Raw genomic sequence first — 19,278 nt, 5'->3', positions numbered from 1 at the left:
AAGAGACTGTCGTAAAAGTCCGCTATACTTGAAGGGTGGCTTCTACACGGAGATCTTACCCCAGCGACCTGTTGGACGCGGAGTGGGCCATCCTGGAGCCGTTGATCCCCGCCCCCAAGCCCGGTGGCCGACCCGCAAAGGTGCCGAGGAGGGAGATCGTCAGCGCCATACTTTACGTCCTGGAAAACGGCATCAAGTGGCGGGCCATGCCTCACGACTTGCCCCACTGGTCCACGGTCTACCACTACTTCCGCAAGTGGCAGGAAGGGGTTTGGGAGAAGGTAGCTCAGGTTCTGGTCCGTCGTGGCCGGGAGCGGGGAGGACGGTATGCCTCCCCGAGTGCCCTGGTTATGGACAGCCGGTCGGTGGTCACGGGCGTAGCCCGTACCTTGTAGACGAGTGAAAAGGGGGGCCCCGGGGACACGACGGGGCGAAGAAGGTCAAAGGGAGGAAGCGGCAGATCCTGACGGACACGGGGGGTCGTCTTTTGAAGGCCTTTGTCCACCCGGCCAATGAGCACGACAAGTGGGGTGGGCAGGCGTTGCTTTTGGGGATGGACCGCTCCTTGTGGCCCCGGGTAGGCAAGCTCTTTGTGGACTGGGGCTACCGGGGTTTGCGGGAGGTGGCTAGGGGGCTGGGACTGGAGCTGGAGGTGGTGGCCCGTCCTTACGCGGGGGTGCGGGGGGTCTGGGTGCGGGAGGGGGAGGGAGGTGCCGGAGATCCCGCGGGAGGGTGGGTTCAAGCCCCTGCCCAAGCGGTGGGTGGTGGAGCGGACCTTTGCCTGGATGGGGCGAAACCGACGGCTGGGGAAAGATTACGAGTACCACCCTGAGGTAACGGAAGCCTGGCTGTATTTAGGCATGATACGCTTGCTGGTGAAGCGGCTGGCCAGGGCCGCATAAGCTGGAGGAGGAGACTTTTACAACGGTTTCTAACTACATCAACCCCACGCGTTGGATTTCTCGTCCGCAGGAGGTGGTTGGGGCTGGGTAAAAGATCCCTTTGGCGCCTGCTGCTCCCTGCGCTGCGGCACATCTTCCGCGCAAGCCCCAGGGAGAGCGCCCTTTTGCTTGGGCTCCTGGTCCTGGGAGGGCTCGTGCCGCTCGTGCCAGTGGCGGTGCTGGGCCTCACCCGTGCCTTGGTGGACCAGCTGGCGACCACACTGGGGGGTAGTCCCTTTACCCCAACCCTGCTTTGGCCGCTGGTGGGGTTAGCGCTGGCTTTTGGCCTGGACTTCCTCCTCACCCCTTGGGTGGTCTACCTGCAAGGTTCGGTGAACGAAAAGCTCACCGCTCGGGTTCACCTGCTCCTCATGGAGAAGGTGGCCGGCACGCCGGACCTGACCCCCTTTGAGGATCCCCGCTTTCACGATGAGCTTCAGGTGCTACGCGACCAGGCCCCTTACCAGCCCCTCAACCTGCTGGTTTTCCTGGGCAACGCTTTCCGGGAGGTCCTCGCCGCTCTCGGGGTTCTTCTCCTGCTATTTGGGCTGGCACCTTTCTTCCCCTTACTCCTGCTTTTGGCCACCCTGCCCCAAGCCTGGCTCACCTTTCGGCTCCAGAAGGGGGTGTGGGAGGCCCTACTCTTCGGGGCCCCCGAGGCCCGGCGAATGCGCTATTTCGCCGAGGTGCTCTTGAGCCCCGAGACTGCCAAAGAGGTGCGGTTATTCGGTCTTTTGCCCTTCTTCCGCAGACGTTACCTCGAGGTTTTCCATAGCCTTTACCAAAGCCTGCGCCGTGCTCGAGGCCGCCAGGCCCTAGGGACCAGCTTGCTGGTGCTACTGAGCGCCCTTTTCACGGCTCTTGCCCTCTTCTTAGGGCTGCGCCAGACCCTCTTGGGAGGGAGCCTGGGCAGTCTGGTGCTCCTCTTGCAGTCGGTGGGAAGCCTCCAGCAAAACCTCTACGCCCTAGTCCAGGACGGGGGCATGCTGTACGAAAGCCTGTTGTACTTTGAAAAGCTGGAAAGCTTCCTAGCCAGGCCCGCTTCCATGGCGGAGACTGGCCCGGGCAGGAAGGTCCAGGGTTTTGAGGAGATCCGGTTTGAAGGGGTGGGGTTCTGCTACCCCAACGGAAAGCGGGCGCTTGCGGGAGTCTCCTTTGCCCTCCGACGGGGGGAGCGCCTGGCTTTGGTGGGGGAAAACGGGGCGGGCAAGACCACCTTGGTAAAGCTCCTCCTCCGCTTCTACGACCCCACGGAGGGCCGCATCCTGGTGGACGGGATTGACCTCCGGGAAATAGACCTGAAGGCCTGGCGCGCCCTCATCACCGCAGTCTTCCAGGACTTTGGCCGCTACGCCCTAACCCTCGAGGAAAACGTCGCCCTTTCCGACCCGGACGTGAAGCCCGACCCTAACCGTGTCGCAGAGGCCTTACGCTTAGGCGGGGCCTGGGAGCTCCTCCAGCGGCTTGGCCCCCAGGCCCTCCTGTCCAAGGCCTTTGGCGGCACAGAGCTTTCCCTGGGGGAGTGGCAACGAGTCGCCCTCTCGCGGGCCTTCTTCCGCAAGGCCAAGCTTTTGGTCTTGGACGAGCCTACGGCCTCGCTGGATCCCAAAGAGGAGGCCCACCTCTACAGGCGCTTCGCCGAGATGGCCGGGGGTAAGACGGTCATCCTCATCACCCACCGCCTGGGTTCGGTACGCATGGCGGACCGGATCCTCGTCCTCCAGGAAGGCCGGTTGGTGGAGGAAGGGACCCATGAGGAGTTGTTGCGGAGGAAGGGCGCCTACGCCGAGCTTTGGCGGCTCCAGGCCCAACTTTACGAAACCTGAGGGGATCTTGACCGGGGTGAGGCTTCCCCTTCCCCCTGGGCGCGGTCCCCTTCCTGGGCAAGGCGTAAACTCAAAGGCATGGACAAGCTGGAAGCCCTAAAGCGCCTCTTCCCCGGACAGGTGGACCTCTCGGAAAGCGAGCGCCTGCGCCACGGGAAGGACGAGGGCTACCCCGAGGCGAGGCCCGTTCTGGCCGTGGTCTACCCCGAGGGGGTAGAGGACGTGCAGAAGGCCCTCCAGTGGGCCCGGGCGTGGGGCGTGGCCGTGATCCCCTTCGGGGCGGGGACGAGCCTCGAGGGCCACCTCTACCCCGTCAGGGAGGCCATCAGCCTGGACCTGAGCCGGATGAACCGGGTCCTGGAGGTGAGGCCCCAGGACTTCCTTTGCGTGGTGGAGCCCGGCCTCACCCGCAAGGCCCTAAACGAGGCCCTGAAGGGCACGGGCCTCTTCTTCCCCGTGGACCCCGGGGCGGACGCCTCTTTAGGGGGCATGGCCGCCACCAACGCCAGCGGCACCACCACGGTGCGCTACGGAGGGATGCGGCAGAATGTCCTGGCCCTGCAAGTGGTCTTGGCCAACGGGGAGGTCCTGGAGCTCGGCCGGGGGGTACGCAAAACCAGCGCCGGTTATGACCTGAAAGACCTCTTCATCGGCTCGGAGGGCACCTTGGGGATCATCACCCGCCTCACCTTAAGGCTCCACCCCTTGCCCGAGCACATCCACACCCTGAGGGTCTTCTTCCCCCGGGTGGAAGAGGCCGCGGAGGCCAGCTACAAGGTAATGGCCAGCGGGCTTCCCGTGGCCCGGCTGGAGCTACTGGATGAACTAGCCCTAAGGGCCCTAAACCGCTACCTTCAGGCGGGCTTCCCGGAGCGCCCGGCCCTCTTTCTGGAGTTCCACTCCTCCACCCGGGAGGCCCTGGAGGCGGAAAGCGCCCTGGCCCTGGAGATCATGCGGGAGGCAGGGGCCTTGAAGGTGGAGGCCGCCAAGACCGAAGAGGAGCGCAGGCGCCAGTGGGAAGCCCGCCACCAGGCCTACTGGGCCCTGGTGCACCTCTTCCCCGGCCATCGCTTCGTGATCACCGACGTGGCCGTCCCCCTTTCCCGTCTACCGGAGATGGTGCGCTACGCCCAAGGGCTTCTTGAGGAAATGGGCCTTACCGGAAACATCCTGGGCCACGTGGGGGATGGGAACTTCCACACCCTGGTCCCCATCCTGCCCCAGGACTACCCCAAGGCGGAGGCCTACGCCGCGGCCCTGGTGCGAAAAGCCTTGGAGTTGGGAGGCACCTGCACCGCTGAGCACGGGGTAGGCCTGAGGAAGAAGAAGTATCTACCCTTAGAACACGGGGCTGCTCTGGAATTGATGCGAAAACTAAAGGACCTCCTTGACCCCGAGGGGTTCCTGAACCCGGGCAAGGTGCTTGACACACCCCCTTCTTCCCGCTATAGTTAAGGATGGCGACGCGGGGTGGAGCAGCCTGGTAGCTCGTCGGGCTCATAACCCGAAGGTCGCGGGTTCAAATCCCGCCCCCGCAACCAAACCAAACCCCGGGCACACGGGTGCCCGGGGTTTTCCCTTACCCTTAAGGCATGGACTGGGAAACCCGGCAAAACCCCGAGCGCCTGGTCAAAACCTTCCGCTTTGCCAACTTCCAGGAGGCGATGGTCTTCGCCAACAGGGTGGCCGAGTTGGCCGAGGCCAAGGGCCACCACCCCCGCCTCACCGTGGAGTGGGGACGGGTCACGGTGGAGTGGTGGACCCATAGCGCCGGTGGCATCACCGAGAAAGACCGGGAGATGGCCCGCCTCACTGACCTTCTCCTGGGGTAGCCTGGGAAAGGTATGGAGGCACGCACCTTAGAGCTCGTCTTCCCCGAGCACACCAATCCCCTGGGGGCTGCCTTTGGCGGCTTCGTGCTGGGCCTTATGGACAAGGTGGGTTCCTACGCCGCCGCCCGCAGGGCAAGAAAGCCCGTGGTAACCGTGGCGGTGAGCAGCGTGGAGTTCAAGGTACCCATCCGTACCGGGGACCTCCTGGAGGTGGTGGCCAAGGTGGTACGGGTGGGGCGCACCTCCTTGACCGTGGAGGTGGAGGTCTATAAGGAGCACTTCGGCCAGGAAGATGGCCGCGTGCTGGCCACCAAGGGGGAACTCACCTACGTGGCGGTGAACGAGAAGGGCCAGCCCGTGCCCGTGGACTAGACCCCATGCCCGAGCTACCGGAGGTGGAAACCACGAGGAGGAAGCTTCTTCCCCTCTTTGTGGGCAAGAGGCTTCTCCAACTGGAACACCGGGATCCCAGGCGCTACCGCCACACGGAACGGGCGGAAGGCCAAAGGGTAGAGGGAATCCGGCGCCGGGGGAAGTTCCTCCTCTTCGCCCTCACGGAAGGGTGGGAGATGGTGGTCCACCTGGGGATGACGGGGGGCTTTCGCCTGGAAAGGAGCCCCCACACCCGGGTGGCCTTCCAGCTGGAGGACCGTGAGATCTTCTTCCACGACCCCCGGCGCTTTGGCCGCATCTGGGTGGTGAGGAAGGGGGATTACCAGAAGATCCCCCTTCTCCTTCAACTGGGCCCGGAGCCTCTTTCGGAAGATTTCCGGTTCCACGACTTCTGGCTGGGGCTAAAGGGAAGCCAGAAGCCCCTCAAGGCCCTCCTTCTGGAACAGCGTCTGGCCGCCGGGGTGGGGAACATCTACGCCGATGAGGCCCTTTTTAGGGCCCGCCTTTCCCCTTTCCGCCGAGGGCGGGAGCTTACGGAGGCAGAAGCCCAAAGGCTTTTCCTGGCCCTTAAGGAGGTGCTGGCCGAGGCCGTGGCCTTAGGAGGAAGCACCCTTTCCGACCGCACCTACCAGCAGCCCGATGGCCTACCGGGAAGCTTCCAGATGCGCCACGCCGTCTACGGCCGCACAGGGCTTCCCTGCCCGGTTTGCGGCACACCCATCGCCAAAAGAGTGGTGGCGGGAAGAGGCACCCACTTCTGCCCCCAGTGCCAGGGATTCTAGCCCAGCCGCCCTCTTCCCCGGTCCAGGAGATAGAAGGCAAGCCCCGAGAGAAGGGCCAGAAGGGCGGCTATGGCCAAGGCCTCCCGGAAGGGAGCCTCCCCGGGTCGGCCCAGGCGCTCATAGATGGCCAGGGTCAGGGTGGTCCACTCGGGCCGCCAAAGCACCAGGGTGGCTCCAAACTCCCCCAAAATGGCCGCCAAGGCCAGGGCCAGCCCGGATTGCAAGGCGGGAAAGACCAGGGGGATCTCCACCCGCAAAAACGCCCGAAGGGGCGTGGCCCCCAGGACCCGGGCCGCCTCGAGGAGGCTTGGGGAAAGGCTTCTTAAGGCAGGCAGGAGGGCCCGGGCAAGGAGGGGGTAGGCCAGGAGGGCATAGGCGACAAGCAAAAGGAGCAAGGAGCCCCGGAGGTTCGGGTAAGCCAAAAGGTAGCCGAGGCCCACGGCCACCGGGCTCAGCATGAGGGGGAAAAGCCCCAAGAGGTCCATGAGGGGGCTCCGGCGGGCTGCTGCGGCATAAGCCACTCCCAAAGGAAGCGCCAGGGCCAGGGCCAAGAGGGTGAAGCGGAGGCTATTCCCCAACGCCACGGAAAGGGGAGTGAAGTCCTCCGAGGCCCAGGCGGCGGCCAAGGCCCCTAGGTCCAGGCGCAGAAAAAGCCCCCACAAGGGGGCAAAAAGGAGGAGAAAAAGGACGCCTAGGCCCAGGGTATAGGCCCAAGGAGGAGGGGGAAGAAGCCCTCCGGGGGACAGGGGGTAAGGCCGGAGGCGCAGGTAGAGGGCCACGGCGAGGCCCAGGGTGAGGATCTCCAAAAGCATGAGGGCGCTGGCCTCGGGGAAGGCCAGGCGGTAGGCCAAAAGGGTGTAGACCTCCACCTCGAGGGTGGCGTACCGGGGCCCCCCCAGGAGGAGAGGAACCCCGAAGGCGGAAAAGGCGTAGATGAACACCAAAAGCCCCGCAGAACCCAAGGCGGGGAGGAGGAGGGGAAGCCCTACCCTTAGAAAAGCCCTGGGGCTCGAGGCCCCCAGGACCCGGGCCGCCTGCAAGGGGCCCTCCAGGTTCAAGGCCACCGGCAGGAGGACCCTGAGGGCAAGGCCCAGGTTGTAGAACACAGCCGCCAGGAAGAGGAGGGTTTTGGTGCCGTAAAGGTCCACCCCCAAAAGTCCCCTGGGGCCCAGGAGGGCTAAAAACCCCAGGGCCACTACCGGGGTGGGCAGGACAAAGGGCAAGGTGGAAAGAGCCAGGAAAACCCCCCTAAGGGGAAAGCGACGGCGGAAGAGGAAGGCCAGGGGCAGGGCCAGGGACAAGGTGAAGAGGGCGGAAAGAAGCCCATACTCCAGGCTCCAGAGGTAGCGCTCCCAGTAGTAGGGGTTCGCCAGGGCCCGGGCAAACCCCTCCCCTACCCCCAGGGCCAGGATGCGGAAAAGGGGGTAAAAGAGGGCTAAGCCCAGGAAGAGGAGGACGAAAAAGCCTCCGTAGGCCATCCTCCTAAGCCTAACCCCCAAGCCGCCCGGCACCTTCCCAGCCTGAGGGAGGCGCTACCGCCTGCCCTGGCGCACCGACTCGGGGCTTTGCCCCTGCAGGACCACCTTGGTCCACTCCTCGATCCAGCGCTCCCGGTTTTGGGCCATGGCCCTGGGGTCCATACGCACACTCCCAAGGGGCTCAGGCGCGAAGCGGAAGACCTCGGGGAGCCTGGCATCCCGGCGGGCCGGGTACATCCACATCTCCGTGGGAAGGTTCTCCTGGACCGGCTTGGAAAGGAGCCAGTCCACCACCTTCCTGGCCCCCTCCAGGTTCTTGGTCCCCTTCAGGATCCCCACGAACTCCACCTGGAAGAAGGCCAGCTCGGGGAAGAGGTTCCCCGTGGGCGGCTCTTGGTACTTCCCCTCGGAATAGTAGACCTCGGCGGCGGGGCTGGTGGTGTAGGAGACCACCAGGGGCCTATCCCCCTTGTAAAGGGTGAAGTGGGTGTAGTAGGCCTCGCTCCAGCCCTTGGCCACCCGCACCCCTCCATCCCTGAGCTTGGCCCAGAAGTCCAGGTAGCCATCCTCGCCGAAGCGGGCCACCGTGGCCATGAGAAAGGCCAGGCCCGGGGAGCTGGTGGCGGGGTTTTGCACCACCAGAAGCCTGGCGAACTCAGGCCGGGTTAGGTCCTGGGGAGTTTTGGGCAAGGGACGGTCCTTGAAGTAAGCCCGGTCGTAGTTCAGGCTCACCCAACCGTAGTCCACGGGAAGGGCGCGGAAGGTAGGGTCCAGAAGCAAGGTGGCCTTCAAGTTTTGGATCTCGGGGCTACGATAGGGCAGGAGGATGTCCGCCTCGAGGGCCCGGGAGAGGAAGGTGTTGTCAAAGCCGTAAATCACGTCGGCGATGGGGGCTCCCTTGGTGAGGATGGCCCGGTTTAGGGTCTCCCCGGCATCCCCCCCTTTAAGGAAGCGAAGCTTCAGGCCGGTTTCCCGCTCAAACCGGGCGATGAGCCCCTTATCCAGGGAAAAGCTGCTGTGGGTGAGGACGGTGATCTCCTGGGCGAAGCCGAAGGCCAGAAGGACCAGCAGGGCAAAGATCCTCAACATAAAACCCCTCCTTGTCACCGGGAGGGGCCTTGGTCACCTTCCCTACGCCGGCATTACCCGGATCAGGTTCCAAGGGTATCCTCTCAGCCCCGCAAGGTGGGGCACCCCCGGTGACGGGTCTATTCTACTCCCCTACCCTAGGCCTAGGAGGAGGTGCAAAGAGGCCAGGATCCCACCCTGCTCGGAAAGGGCCCGCTGGCGAGCCCTAAGGGCCCTCTCCGAAACTCCTGGGGGCGAGGTGCATGGGACCAGGCCTTCCGGGGGTGTAGGGTCTGTGCGGACCCTGGGCCAGAACCCAGAAGACTCATCGCAGGTTGGGGAACTTGGCCTTGTTGAAGGTGTACCGCTCCACACCCCTTCCCCGGGAAACGAGGACGTCAAAGGACTCCGCGCGGGTGATGGCCGCCTTCAGGTTTCCGGGAAGCCAGTTGTAGTTCGTGGAAAGGATGAAGTATCCATCATAAACCCATGGCCCATAATTCGTATTAGGAATGCTAAGGAGACCTCGTTCCCACCTACTCAATGTGGCTGGTAGGCGCGCCAGCTCCTTGCCCTGAGCATCGTAAAAGACCATCGAAATGCCGTCAAAGCGTTTTGCAGGATCGCTGTAAGAGTCCAGGCGAGAATCGGTGACATAGAGCAGCACATCCTCCAAAGGCAAGACTTCGGGCTTGGCGCGGGTTTCCCTGGCGTACGATTTGCACACGTTGTAAGTGCTTCCCCAAGAGCTCTGGAAAGAGATGTTCCCGCTGGCACCTACCACCTCGGCTACACCTGGATTGGGCTCCTGGGAGCCGGCCAGTCCAGCGGCATAGCCCGCATCGCAAGCCTCCTTCCGAGCCTTCTCATCTGGGGCGAACAAGGGGTACACCCATCCCGCGGTTACGGGTTGAGGTTGCTCCGAGCTCGAAGGGGCGGAGGAGGCCCCCGTCTCACCTCCGGCCGAAGCGGGGCCACCTGCGGTCATGGTTGGGGCGCAGGCCGCTAAGGCTAAAAGAACGCCGGAAACCAGGTAAGGCTTGAAAGCCGTGATTGCAAAAAAGCCCTTTTGGGTTCCCATAACGGGTTTCAGGATAGCAAACGAGCCGTGGGGTTGCAAGTGCCCGAGGGTCCAGGTGGCCTTGAGCGATTCTTAATCTACCTGAGATTGCGGTATAGCGGTCAAGCCCATACCTCCCTCAGGACCCTCAAAGCCTCTTGAAAGTGGAAGGCGAAGGCCTCGGGCTGGTCCCACCAGGGGAAGTGCCCCGCCCCTGGGATTACATGGATGGGGGCCCGGAGGCGTTCCGCCACCTCCTCGGCATAGGGGTAGCTGGTGCCGTCCTTCTCCCCCACCACCAGGGCCACTGGCTTGCGGCTTGGGGAGAGGTAGGGAGTGTAGTCCAGCCGCCAGAGGCCGTTTTTCCAAAAGGCCAAGGCCGGGGTATCCGGCCCCAGGATGCCCGAGCCCTCCGCCACCCACTCGTACTCCAGTCGGCCATGGGGGGTGGGGAACATGAGGCGGTCGAAGAGGAGCTTGGGCTCCGCCTTCTCCAAGGCCGCCCTCAGGTTCGCCTCGGGGTCGGCCAAAGGTTCAAGCCCCGCCGCCTCCACAAGCCTTGCGGAAAGCCAGGGGAAGCTCACCCAGGGGGAAAGGAGCACCGCCCCCAGGACCTCCGGGTAGCGGCGGAGGAGCTCCAGGGCCACCAGGGCTCCGAAGCCGTGGGCCAGAAGATGAAACTGCTCCAGCCCCAGGGCCTCGGCCAGGGCCACGGTATCCTCCACCAGGGCATCTATGGTGAAAAGCCTGGGGTCCTGGGGAAGCTCCAGGCTCCGGCCGGAACCCCGCTGGTCGAAGTAGATGACCCTGAACCCTTCCAGGTAGTCCTGAAGCCCTTCCCTGAGGGCGTAGGCGTTCCCCCCAGGCCCCCCGTGGAGGACCAGGAGGGCCGGGGCATGCTCGTCCCCCACGTCCTCCACGTAAAGCTCCGCCTCCCCTACGGGGATGTAGCCGATTTCTTCCCGCATCCCCTATAGACTACCCCATCCTCCAGGGCAAAGGCCCAAACCTTAACCCCGGGCAGGGCCCTGGCCTTGGCCATGGCTTCCTCCCCGGCGCCAAACACCTCCAAAAGCCAAATCCCTTCCCCCGCAAGAAGCCAGTAGGGATGGGGAAGCTCCCGGGCCAAGCCCAAAAGGGCCTCCTTTTCCTTGCCCTCCACAAAGAGTACCCTCATCCCTTCCCCCAAAGGCGGTGGTAGAAGAGGATCTCCGCGCTTTCCTCCAAGGCGGTGAGGAGGCTATAGGCCTCCAGAAGGGCGTCCTCCGGCTTCTCCTTAAGCCCTATGGCAAAGGCCCCGTGGCCCCTTAACAGGCAGGCTCGGTGCTCCTTAAGGCCCCCCGCCACGGCCAAAGCGGCCTCCAGGGTGGCGCTTGTGGTCTTGGGGGCAAGCACGGGAACCTCCTTCAGGTAGTACTGGCCCTCGAGGTCCAGGGGAACAATCCGGTCCAGGTGCAAGGAAAGAGCCACCGCCACCCGGGGATGGGCATGGACGATGGCCCGGGCCGGGGTCGCCCGGTACACCTCCCGGTGGATCACGCTCTCCACGCTGGCCCCTTCCGGGAAAGGGCCCTCGAGGGGCACCTCCACCAGGTCCTCGGGGGTCAGGCGGGCCTTCTGCACCCCGCTTTTGGTAATGAGAAAGCCCTCCTTGGTGCGCACGGAAAAGTTGCCCGCGGTGGCGGAGATGAGCCTCTGGTGGAAAAGATCCTCCCCCACCTGGCGAAAGGCCGAATAAAGCTTAGCCAGCATGGCATTAAGCCTGCTTGCCCGGCTGTTCCCGGCGAACCGGACGGCGCACCGCCGGCTCCTTGGCCTCCACCGCCTCCTTCCTGGCTTCCTCGATGGCCTTGAGGGTCTTCTTGTCCACCACCTGGGTAAAGCGCACGAAGTCGTTTCCGGTCCCCGCAGGGATCAGGCGGCCCAAGATGACGTTTTCCTTGAGACCGATGAGCTCGTCCTTCTTGCCGGCGATGGCCGCCTCGGTGAGCACATGGGTGGTGTTCTGGAAGCTGGCGGCGGAAAGCCAGCTCTTGGTGGAGAGGGCGCTCTTGGTGACCCCCATGAGGAGGGGCTTCCAGGCCACCGGGGTCTTGCCCTCGGCGATGAGCCGCTCGTTCAGGGCCTCCACGTCCCACTTCTCCAGGACCTGGCCCTCCAGCAGGCGGCTATCCCCGGGATCGGTGACCTCCACGTACTTGAGCATCTGCCGCACCACGATCTCGATGTGCTTGTCGTGGAGCTTCACCCCCTGGGCCCGGTAGACCTTCTGGATCTCGTCCACCAGGTAGCGCTCCACCGCCTCGGGGCCCTTGGCCTCCAGAAGCTGGTGGGGATCCACGGCCCCGCGGGTCAAAGGCTGGCCCGCCTCCACGTAATCCCCATCCTTCACCACCAAGCGGGCATCCTTGGGAAGCTTGTACTCCTTGGAGAAGCCCTCGGATTCCACGAAGACGGAAAGCTTCTCCTCGGTTTCCTCGATGCGCACCACCCCGTCGATCTCGGAGATCACCGCCTTAGCCTTGGGCCTGCGGGCCTCAAAGAGCTCGATGACCCGGGGCAGACCCTGGGTGATGTCGGTGCCCACCGCCACGCCGCCCGTGTGGAAGGTGCGCATGGTGAGCTGGGTGCCGGGCTCGCCGATGGACTCCGCCGCCACCACCCCCACCGCTTCCCCGATGGACACGGGCCTGGCCATGGAGAGGTCGTAGCCGTAGCACTTCTGGCACACCCCGTAGCGGGTCTGGCAGGTGAGGGGGCTACGCACGGGCACCTCCTTGATCTCCTCGGCCTCCGCCGCCTTGATGATGAGCCCCACGTCCTCGAGGGTCAGGTAGCGCCCTTCCTCCAGGCGCTGGCCCAGAACCTCCACCTCCCGGGCCAGAACGCGGCCATAGAGGCCGGACTCGATGTCCGAGCGCTTCCTGAGGCGCAGGGTGCGGGTCACCTCGTCGGGCTGGAAGAGGGGGACGGAGATGAAGTTGGTGGTGCCGCAGTCCGCCTCCCGCACCACGATCTCGTGGGCCACGTCCACCAGCTTCCGGGTGAGGTAGCCCGAGTCCGCGGTCCTGAGGGCGGTGTCCGCCCCACCCTTCCGTGCCCCGTGGCTGGAGATGAAGTACTCCAGCACGGTGAGGCCTTCCCGGAAGGAGGAACGCACCGGCACCTCGAAGGTCTCCCCCGAGGGCTTTTGCATGAGGCCCCGCATGCCGCAAAGCTGGCGGATCTGCTGGGGGTTACCCCGGGCCCCGGACTGGGCCATCACGTAGAGGGGGTTGAAGGGGTAGTTCTCCTCAAAGTTCTTGAAGACCGCCTGGGTGACCTTCTCCGTGGTTTCGGTCCAGAGCTGGATCACCTGGTCGTAGCGCTCCCGGTCGGTGAGGAAGCCCATCTCGTAGGCCTGCTCGATCTGCCTAAGCTTCTTGTCGGCTTCCTCCAGGTACTTCTGCTTCTCGGGGGGGATGACGGCGTCGTCGATGCCGATGGTGATCCCGCTGGTGGTGGACAGGGTGAAGCCGTAGTACTTGAGGGCGTCCAGAAGCCTTGCGGTCTTCTCGATCCCCAGGCGCAGGAAGGACTGGTAGACCAGGTCCTTCAAGGAGTTCTTCTCCTGGGGCACGTCCATCTGGAGAAGCTCCTGGGCCACCTTCTCATCCCCCACCGCCTCGCCCACGATGCGGGCGAAGAGGACCCGGCCCGGGCTGGTTTCCAGGCGCTTGCCCAGGTAGCGCACCGTCACCACGTCCTGCAGGTCCAGTAGGCCATGGGCCACCGCCAAAAGGGCCTCGTCAGGGCTTGTGAAGACGAACTTCAAGCGGCCCACGCTGGTTTCCTTGCCCGCCACCTTGATGGGAGCGTTCAAGGCCACCTCGCCCCGGTCGTAGGCGGCCAGGGCCTCCTCGGGGGTGGCGAACTCCCGGCCCGCCCCCTTCTTCTCCCGGCGCACCTGGGTGATGTAGTAAAGCCCCAGGATGATGTCCCGGCTGGGCTTGGCCAAAGGTTCCCCGGAGGCCGGGGACAGGAGGTTGTGGGCGGAGAGCATCTGGATGCGGGCCTCCGCCTGGGCGAAGGAGGAGAGGGGGACGTGCACCGCCATCTGGTCCCCGTCGAAGTCGGCGTTGAAGGCCTCGCAGACCAGGGGGTGGAGCTGGATGGACTGGCCTTCCACCAAAACCGGCTGGAAGGCCTGGATGCCCAGGCGGTGGAGGGTGGGGGCGCGGTTTAAGAGGACCACCTTGCCGTGGATGACCTCCTCCAGGGCATCCCACACCTCGTCCTTGATGTCCCGCTGCCTTTCCAGCATCCTGCGGGCCGCCTTCACGTTGGGGGCAATGCCCTTTTCCTCCATCTTCTTGAGGAGGAAGGGCTTAAAGAGCTCCAGGGCCATGCGCTTGGGCAGGCCGCACTGGTGGAGCTTGAGCTGGGGACCCACCACGATCACGCTTCGCCCCGAGTAGTCCACCCGCTTGCCCAAGAGGTTCTGGCGGAAGCGGCCCTGCTTGCCGGAGAGGATGTCGGTGAGGCTCCTAAGAGGCCGTTCGGAACCCGGGTTGGTGACGGGGGAGCCGCGGCGGCCGTTGTCGATGACCGCATCCACCGCCTCCTGGAGCATGCGCTTCTCGTTGCGGATGATGATCTCCGGGGCCCCCTGGGCCAGGAGCTTCTTCAAGCGGTTGTTGCGGTTGATGAGGCGGCGGTAGAGGTCGTTGAGGTCGCTGGTGGCGAAGCGGCCCCCGTCCACCTGGACCATGGGACGGAGGTCCGGGGGAAGCACGGGCACCGCCTCGAGGATCATCCACTCCGGGCGGTTGCCGGAGTCCAGGAAGGCCCGGACCACCTCGAGGCGCTTCCTGGCCTTGGCCCGCCGGGCCCGGGAGGGGTGCTTCATCTCCTCCAAGAGCTCGGCCTCCAGCTTCTCCAGGTCCAGCTCCTTCAAAAGGGCCTGGATGGCCTCGGCCCCCATGCGGGCGTCGATGTCGTAGGATTCCACCACCCGCACCACGTTCCGGACCAGGTCCACCTCCACCCGGCCGTAGATCTCGCTCTTGACCCTGCCCCCGTCGGCCAGGGCATCCCCCGGGGCCACCCGGTCCCCGGTGGTTACCTCCACGTCCTCCGCAACGGGGTAGAGGCGGGCCTTCATCACCACGATGCTGGCGGGCTCGTGCAGGTGGACGATGCCCTCGGCCTCGGCGATCACCTCCTCCTCGGGGTCGATGGCCGCCACCACCTTCTCCCCCGCCTGGACGTGGGCTCCTTCCGGCACCACCACGTTCATGTGGGGAGCCACCCCATAGTCCTTGGGCTCCGTCCACTCCAGGAAGAAGGTGAGGTAGACGGTATCCCCTTCCTCCTCCGCCTCCACCTCCTTAGCGGTCATGTGGCGGGGCATGCGCAAAAGACCCCGCCCCTCGGCCAGGGGCTGGCCCTTTTCCACCACCTCCCCGTGGACCACCAAGGGGGTCAACCCCACGGGCAGGAAGTAGCGGGCCACGGCCTCCTCGTCCTTGAGGAGGGTGAGGAGGTGGCCCTCCTCGAGCTCCTTAAGCTCCACCACCCCCTCCTCCTCCGCCCGGAAGAGGTAGGGCTCGGGGAGTTCCGCCAGGATCTCTCCCGGCCTATAGCCCTCCCTCTCCACCCAGGCGGAGAGGGGCAGGCGGAGGCCCGCCCGCTCCCTGCGCAGGTAGTCGATCCGCACTCGCCGGGGGAAGCGGTAAAGGGCCACCCCATCCATGCGGCTCACCACCCCGGGAGCCAGCTCCTGCCCCTTCACCACCTCCTCCCCGTCCTTGACCAGGGCATCCACCCCCTGGGGAAGGGGATAGGTCTCCTGCTTGCCGTAGCGGAGCTCCCGGTACTCCTCGTCCGTGAGGAGCTGGCGCTTCTGCACCGGCACCCCATCCAGCACCGCCCCCTTGGGGTCCAGGACGATGTACTTGCTGAAGTAAAGGACCTGCTCCAGCTCGGTGGCGGAGAGGTCCAGGAGGGTGCCGATCTTGGAGGGCACATCCTTCACGAACCAGATGTGGGCCGCCGGGGTGGCCAGCTCGATGTGCCCCATGCGGTAGCGGCGCACGATGCTCTTGGTGACCTCCACCCCGCAGCGCTCGCACACCTTGCCCTCAAAGCGCTGGCGCTTGTACTTGCCGCAGGCGCACTCGTAATCCTTGGTGGGGCCGAAGATGCGCTCGTCGAAAAGCCCATCCCGCTCGGGCTTCAGGGTGCGGTAGTTGATGGTTTCGGGCTTCTCCACCTCCCCGTAGCTCCAGGAGCGGATCTTTTCCGGAGAGGCCAGGGCAATGCGAACCTTGCGAACTTCCTTTTTCATTCCTCCTCCACTTAAGGGCAATCCCGCTTCTGCGGTGCGGCTTACCGCTTGGATGCCAGGCCCTCAAAGATGTCCACGGGGTTATCCCGCTCGTCCAGGGTCTGCACATCCAGGGCCAAGGCCTGAAGCTCCTTTACCAGCACGCGGAAGGACTCGGGCACGCTGGGCTCGGGCACGTCCTCGCCCTTGATGATGGCCTCGTAGGCGGCGTTGCGGCCCTCGATGTCGTCGGACTTCAAGGTGAGCATCTCCTGCAGGGTGTGGGCGGCTCCGTAGGCCTCGAGGGCCCACACCTCCATCTCCCCGAAGCGCTGGCCGCCGAACTGGGCCTTACCGCCCAAAGGCTGCTGGGTGATGAGGGAGTAGGGGCCGGTGGAGCGGGCGTGCATCTTGTCCTCCACCATGTGGTAAAGCTTCATGATGAACATCTGCCCCACCACGATGGGGCCCTCGATGGGCTCGCCGGAGCGGCCGTCGTAGAGAACCACCTTGCCCTGGATGAAAAGCTCCCGAAGCTGCTCCTCCGGGCTTTTGCCGGGGCTCACCAAACCCAGCTTCTCCGCCCGGGCCAGGACCTCGAGCTCCCTCTTGTCCACCCCGAAGCCCTCCTCCTTCCGCTTGCCGAAGTAAAGGTCGAAGGCCTCGGCCAAAAGGGCCTTGATCTCGGGCTCCGTGGCCCCGTCAAAGACCGGGGAGATGTAGCGCTGGCCCAGGAAGAAGCCCGCCAGGCCCAGATGGGTTTCCAGGATCTGGCCCAGGTTCATACGGCTCGGCACGCCCAGGGGGTTCAGGATGATGTCCACGGGGGTGCCGTCGGGCAGGTGGGGCATGTCCTCCACGGGGAGGATCTTGGCCACCACCCCCTTGTTCCCGTGGCGGTTGGCCAGCTTGTCCCCCACTTGGAGCTTGCGCTTCTGCGCCACGTAAACCCGCACCACCTCCCGCACCCCGGGCTTCAGCTCCACCCCGGGATCCCCACGGCGCAGGCGGAGGGTACCCACCACGATGCCCCCCTCGCCCGGGGGCACCCGGAGGGAGGTGTCCTTCACATCCCGGGCCTTATCCCCGAAGATGGAGCGCAGAAGCCTCTCCTCCGGGGAGGGCTCCTGCTCCCCCTTGAAGCTGGTGCGGCCCACCAGGATGTCCCCGGGCTTCACCTCGGCCCCGATGCGCACCACCCCCTCCTCGTCCAGGTCCCTCAGGGCCGCCTCGGAGAGGTGGGGGATATCCCGGGTGATCCGCTCCGGACCCAGCTTGGTGTCCCGGGCCTCGATCTCGTAGCGCTCGATGTGGATGGAGGTGTAGAAGTCCCGCTTTAAAAGCTCTTCGCTGATGACGATGGCGTCCTCGAAGTTGTAGCCGTCAAAGGGCATGATGGCCACCAGGACGTTCTGCCCCAGGGCCAGGAAGCCCTCCTCGGAGGCCGGGCCATCCGCCAGGAGGTCCCCCTTCCTCACCCTCTGGCCCACGGTCACCCGGGGGCGCTGGTCCAGGGCGGTACCCTGGTTGGAGCGCACGAAGCGGCGCAGGGTGTACTCCACCAAGCGGCCATCCTCATAGCGCACGGCGATGCGGCGGCCATCCACCGCCACCACCTCCCCGTCCTCCTCGGCGTAGACCGCGGCCAGGGAGTCCCGCACCACCCGCTCCTCGAGGCCGGTCATCACCACCGGGGCCTGGGCCCGGATAAGGGGCACCGCCTGGGTCTGCATGTTGGAACCCATGAGGGCCCGGTTGGCGTCGTCGTGCTCCAGGAAGGGGATGAGGTTGGTGTTCACGGAGAAGACCTGCTTGGGGCTCACGTCCATGAACTCCACCTCCTCCGGGCCCACGATCACCGGCTCACCCCGGCGCCGGGCCACCACCCGGTCGGTGGCGATGCGGTTCCCCTCGAGGGGAGTGTTGGCCTGGGCGATGGTGTACCGGTCCTCCTCGGTGGCGGTCATGTAGACCACCTCGTCGGTGACCACCCCGTTCCTCACCCGGCGGTAGGGGGTGCGGATGAAGCCCAGCCCGTCCACCCGGGCGTAGGCGGCCAGGGAGGTGATGAGGCCGATGTTGGCGCCTTCCGGGGTTTCCACCGGGCAGATGCGGCCATAGTGGGTGCGGTGCACGTCCCGCACGTCAAACCCCGCCCGCTCCCGGGTGAGGCCCCCAGGACCCAAAGCGGAGATGCGCCGCTTGTGGCGCAAGGAGGAAAGGGGGTTGGTCTCGTCCTTGAACTGGGAAAGCTGGCTACGGCTGAAGAACTCCCGGATGGCCGCCTCGAGGGGCCGGTTGTTCACCAGCTTGGCCGGGGTAAGGGTATCGGCGGAGCCCATCACCATCCTCTCCCGCACCCCGCGGGCCAGGCGGCTTAGGCCCACCCGGAACTGGTCGGCCATGAGCTCCCCCACGGTACGGATGCGACGGTTGCCCAGGTGGTCGATGTCGTCCACCTCGTGCCCGGGAACCCCGGCCATGAGGGCGAAGAGGTAGCGCAGGGTGGGCAGGAAGATCTCGTCCTTAAACTCTCCATCCTCAAAGCGCGCCAGGGTGCGCCCGGAAAGACGCACGCCCAGCTTCTCCTCCGCCTTGTACCGCCCCGCCTCCCCCAGGTCGTACCGCCTTGGGTCGGCCAAAAGGCCAAAGAGGTAGGCCAAGGCCTTGTCCTTCTTGGGGGGGTCGCCGGGACGGAGCAGGGTGAAAAGGCGCACCAGGGCCTCCTCCGGGCGCATGGCAAGCACCGCCTCGTCCAGAAGGCCCCCCAAAAGCTCCCCGTAGGCCCCAAGCTCCCGGTTCAGGGTTTCGGCGTCGTAGCCCAGGACCCTGAGGAGGAGGATGAGGGGGAACTTGCGCTTGTTGACCTTCATGGATACGGTGCCGTTTTGCTCCACCTCCAGGTCAATCCAGGGTCCCCGCTTGGGCAAGGGGATGATGCTGGCCACAAACCGCCCGGGGCGGGCGGGGTCCGGGGTGAAGTAGACCCCCGGTGAGCGGTGGATCTGGGAAACGATCACCCGGTCGGCCCCGTTGATGATGAAGGAGCCGTCCTCGGTCATGAGGGGGATGTGGCCCAGGAAGACCTCGTCCTCCTTGATGAGGCCCGTGTCCTTGTGGATGAGCTGGAGGCGGGCATAGAGGGGAGCCTGGTAGGTTAGGTCCTTCTCCCGGCACTCGTCCTGGGAAAAAGGGGGCTCCCCGATGCGGTACTCCAGGAAGTCCAGGACCATACCGCCCTTGCCCTTGTCCCCCTCCTCCACGGGGAAGGTTTCCTTGAAGGCCGCCTGGATGCCCACGTCCTCCCGCTTATCCGGGGGAACATCGGCCTGAAGGGCCCTCTTGTAGGATTCCACCTGGATTTCCGTCAAAGGGGGAAGGGGTATAACCTCTCGGATGCGACCGAACCGCTTAATCTCCATGCGTCACCTCAAGGATGGGAAAGCGGGCCGCCCGAGGTAAGCTAACAGGGTTCTTCCGCGGGACCTCGCGCCCCGCGGCGGCTGGCTCTTACCGTGCTCCCTTGGCCCGACCAAAGAGCACAAACCTTAGCTTATAGGGCAACCCCTTAAGCCGTCAAGCCTACCTAAC

General features: G+C 65.1%; 13 protein-coding genes, 1 tRNA gene, 1 pseudogene and 1 riboswitch. Of the genes and pseudogenes, 7 read left to right on the top strand and 8 right to left on the bottom strand.

Features of this window, described 5'->3' with window-relative positions; translation table 11 throughout:
• Positions 1-35 precede the first annotated feature (35 nt).
• The 7 genes and pseudogenes from TNMX_RS12950 to TNMX_RS12090 all read left to right on the top strand — a co-directional run bounded on the left by TNMX_RS12950 (position 36) and on the right by TNMX_RS12090 (position 5,774).
• Positions 36-902: pseudogene (locus tag TNMX_RS12950) on the top strand (IS5 family transposase).
• Between the two features lie 77 nt (positions 903-979).
• Entirely contained in the window at positions 980-2,767 is a 1,788-nt protein-coding gene (locus tag TNMX_RS12115; protein ID WP_038032593.1) for an ABC transporter ATP-binding protein, read from the top strand.
• 78 nt (positions 2,768-2,845) lie between these two features.
• Complete coding sequence (locus TNMX_RS12110) at positions 2,846-4,222, top strand: FAD-binding oxidoreductase (RefSeq protein ID WP_038032591.1); 1,377 nt, start codon at positions 2,846-2,848, stop codon at positions 4,220-4,222.
• Positions 4,223-4,231: 9 nt separating this feature from the next.
• Positions 4,232-4,308: transfer RNA gene (locus TNMX_RS12105), tRNA-Met, on the top strand.
• Positions 4,309-4,359: 51 nt separating this feature from the next.
• Positions 4,360-4,599, top strand: coding sequence for a 4a-hydroxytetrahydrobiopterin dehydratase (locus tag TNMX_RS12100; protein ID WP_015716352.1), 240 nt, complete (start codon positions 4,360-4,362; stop codon positions 4,597-4,599).
• A gap of 12 nt (positions 4,600-4,611) precedes the next feature.
• On the top strand, positions 4,612-4,971 hold the full coding sequence (locus TNMX_RS12095; RefSeq protein ID WP_028494065.1) for an acyl-CoA thioesterase: 360 nt from the start codon (positions 4,612-4,614) through the stop codon (positions 4,969-4,971).
• A gap of 5 nt (positions 4,972-4,976) precedes the next feature.
• Positions 4,977-5,774, top strand: a complete 798-nt coding sequence (locus tag TNMX_RS12090) for a DNA-formamidopyrimidine glycosylase (protein WP_038032589.1) — start codon at positions 4,977-4,979, stop codon at positions 5,772-5,774.
• Here TNMX_RS12090 and TNMX_RS12085 read toward each other — a convergent pair.
• The 8 genes from TNMX_RS12085 to TNMX_RS12050 all read right to left on the bottom strand — a co-directional run bounded on the left by TNMX_RS12085 (position 5,771) and on the right by TNMX_RS12050 (position 19,109).
• Positions 5,771-7,252 carry an iron ABC transporter permease gene (locus TNMX_RS12085; RefSeq protein ID WP_038032587.1) on the bottom strand — a complete coding sequence of 494 codons (1,482 nt, stop codon included), beginning with the start codon at positions 7,250-7,252 and terminating at the stop codon, positions 5,771-5,773. The genes TNMX_RS12090 and TNMX_RS12085 overlap by 4 nt on opposite strands.
• 54 nt (positions 7,253-7,306) lie before the next feature.
• Positions 7,307-8,341: a thiamine ABC transporter substrate binding subunit gene (locus TNMX_RS12080; protein ID WP_038032585.1), complete on the bottom strand. Its 1,035-nt coding sequence runs from the start codon at positions 8,339-8,341 to the stop codon at positions 7,307-7,309.
• Between the two features lie 21 nt (positions 8,342-8,362).
• Positions 8,363-8,460, bottom strand: a riboswitch (TPP riboswitch).
• A 185-nt stretch (positions 8,461-8,645) separates the two neighbouring features.
• Entirely contained in the window at positions 8,646-9,212 is a 567-nt protein-coding gene (locus TNMX_RS12075; RefSeq protein WP_038032583.1) for a hypothetical protein, read from the bottom strand.
• Positions 9,213-9,502: 290 nt separating this feature from the next.
• Positions 9,503-10,348 carry an alpha/beta fold hydrolase gene (locus TNMX_RS12070; protein WP_038032582.1) on the bottom strand — a complete coding sequence of 282 codons (846 nt, stop codon included), beginning with the start codon at positions 10,346-10,348 and terminating at the stop codon, positions 9,503-9,505.
• Positions 10,318-10,557 carry a hypothetical protein gene (locus tag TNMX_RS12065; protein ID WP_019551511.1) on the bottom strand — a complete coding sequence of 80 codons (240 nt, stop codon included), beginning with the start codon at positions 10,555-10,557 and terminating at the stop codon, positions 10,318-10,320. The genes TNMX_RS12070 and TNMX_RS12065 overlap by 31 nt, the downstream gene beginning before the upstream one ends.
• Positions 10,554-11,132: a fuculose-1-phosphate aldolase gene (locus tag TNMX_RS12060; RefSeq protein WP_038032580.1), complete on the bottom strand. Its 579-nt coding sequence runs from the start codon at positions 11,130-11,132 to the stop codon at positions 10,554-10,556. Before TNMX_RS12060 ends, TNMX_RS12065 begins: the two co-directional genes overlap by 4 nt.
• 4 nt (positions 11,133-11,136) lie before the next feature.
• The gene (gene rpoC, locus TNMX_RS12055; RefSeq protein ID WP_038032579.1) at positions 11,137-15,708 is read right to left on the bottom strand and encodes a DNA-directed RNA polymerase subunit beta'; all 4,572 of its coding nucleotides are present in this window, start codon (positions 15,706-15,708) and stop codon (positions 11,137-11,139) included.
• A gap of 41 nt (positions 15,709-15,749) precedes the next feature.
• Positions 15,750-19,109, bottom strand: coding sequence for a DNA-directed RNA polymerase subunit beta (locus tag TNMX_RS12050; protein WP_038032577.1), 3,360 nt, complete (start codon positions 19,107-19,109; stop codon positions 15,750-15,752).
• Between the last annotated feature and the right edge of the window lie 169 nt (positions 19,110-19,278).

Origin of the sequence: Thermus sp. NMX2.A1 (assembly GCF_000511705.1) — a bacterium.
GTDB classification, from domain to species: Bacteria; Deinococcota; Deinococci; order Deinococcales; family Thermaceae; genus Thermus; species Thermus scotoductus.
Note: the sequence above shows the minus strand (reverse complement) of the source record. Positions and strands in the feature narration are given on the sequence as shown.

What these genes read in the sequence shown, in the direction of transcription:
- TNMX_RS12110 (WP_038032591.1), top strand. Translation starts at nt 2,846, where the DNA reads ATGGACAAGCTGGAAGCCCTAAAGCGCCTCTTCCCCGGACAGGTGGAC.
- TNMX_RS12085 (WP_038032587.1), bottom strand. Translation starts at nt 7,252, where the DNA reads ATGGCCTACGGAGGCTTTTTCGTCCTCCTCTTCCTGGGCTTAGCCCTC.
- TNMX_RS12065 (WP_019551511.1), bottom strand. Translation starts at nt 10,557, where the DNA reads ATGAGGGTACTCTTTGTGGAGGGCAAGGAAAAGGAGGCCCTTTTGGGC.
- TNMX_RS12095 (WP_028494065.1), top strand. Translation starts at nt 4,612, where the DNA reads ATGGAGGCACGCACCTTAGAGCTCGTCTTCCCCGAGCACACCAATCCC.
- TNMX_RS12090 (WP_038032589.1), top strand. Translation starts at nt 4,977, where the DNA reads ATGCCCGAGCTACCGGAGGTGGAAACCACGAGGAGGAAGCTTCTTCCC.
- rpoC (WP_038032579.1), bottom strand. Translation starts at nt 15,708, where the DNA reads ATGAAAAAGGAAGTTCGCAAGGTTCGCATTGCCCTGGCCTCTCCGGAA.
- TNMX_RS12100 (WP_015716352.1), top strand. Translation starts at nt 4,360, where the DNA reads ATGGACTGGGAAACCCGGCAAAACCCCGAGCGCCTGGTCAAAACCTTC.
- TNMX_RS12080 (WP_038032585.1), bottom strand. Translation starts at nt 8,341, where the DNA reads ATGTTGAGGATCTTTGCCCTGCTGGTCCTTCTGGCCTTCGGCTTCGCC.
- TNMX_RS12050 (WP_038032577.1), bottom strand. Translation starts at nt 19,109, where the DNA reads ATGGAGATTAAGCGGTTCGGTCGCATCCGAGAGGTTATACCCCTTCCC.
- TNMX_RS12070 (WP_038032582.1), bottom strand. Translation starts at nt 10,348, where the DNA reads ATGCGGGAAGAAATCGGCTACATCCCCGTAGGGGAGGCGGAGCTTTAC.
- TNMX_RS12060 (WP_038032580.1), bottom strand. Translation starts at nt 11,132, where the DNA reads ATGCTGGCTAAGCTTTATTCGGCCTTTCGCCAGGTGGGGGAGGATCTT.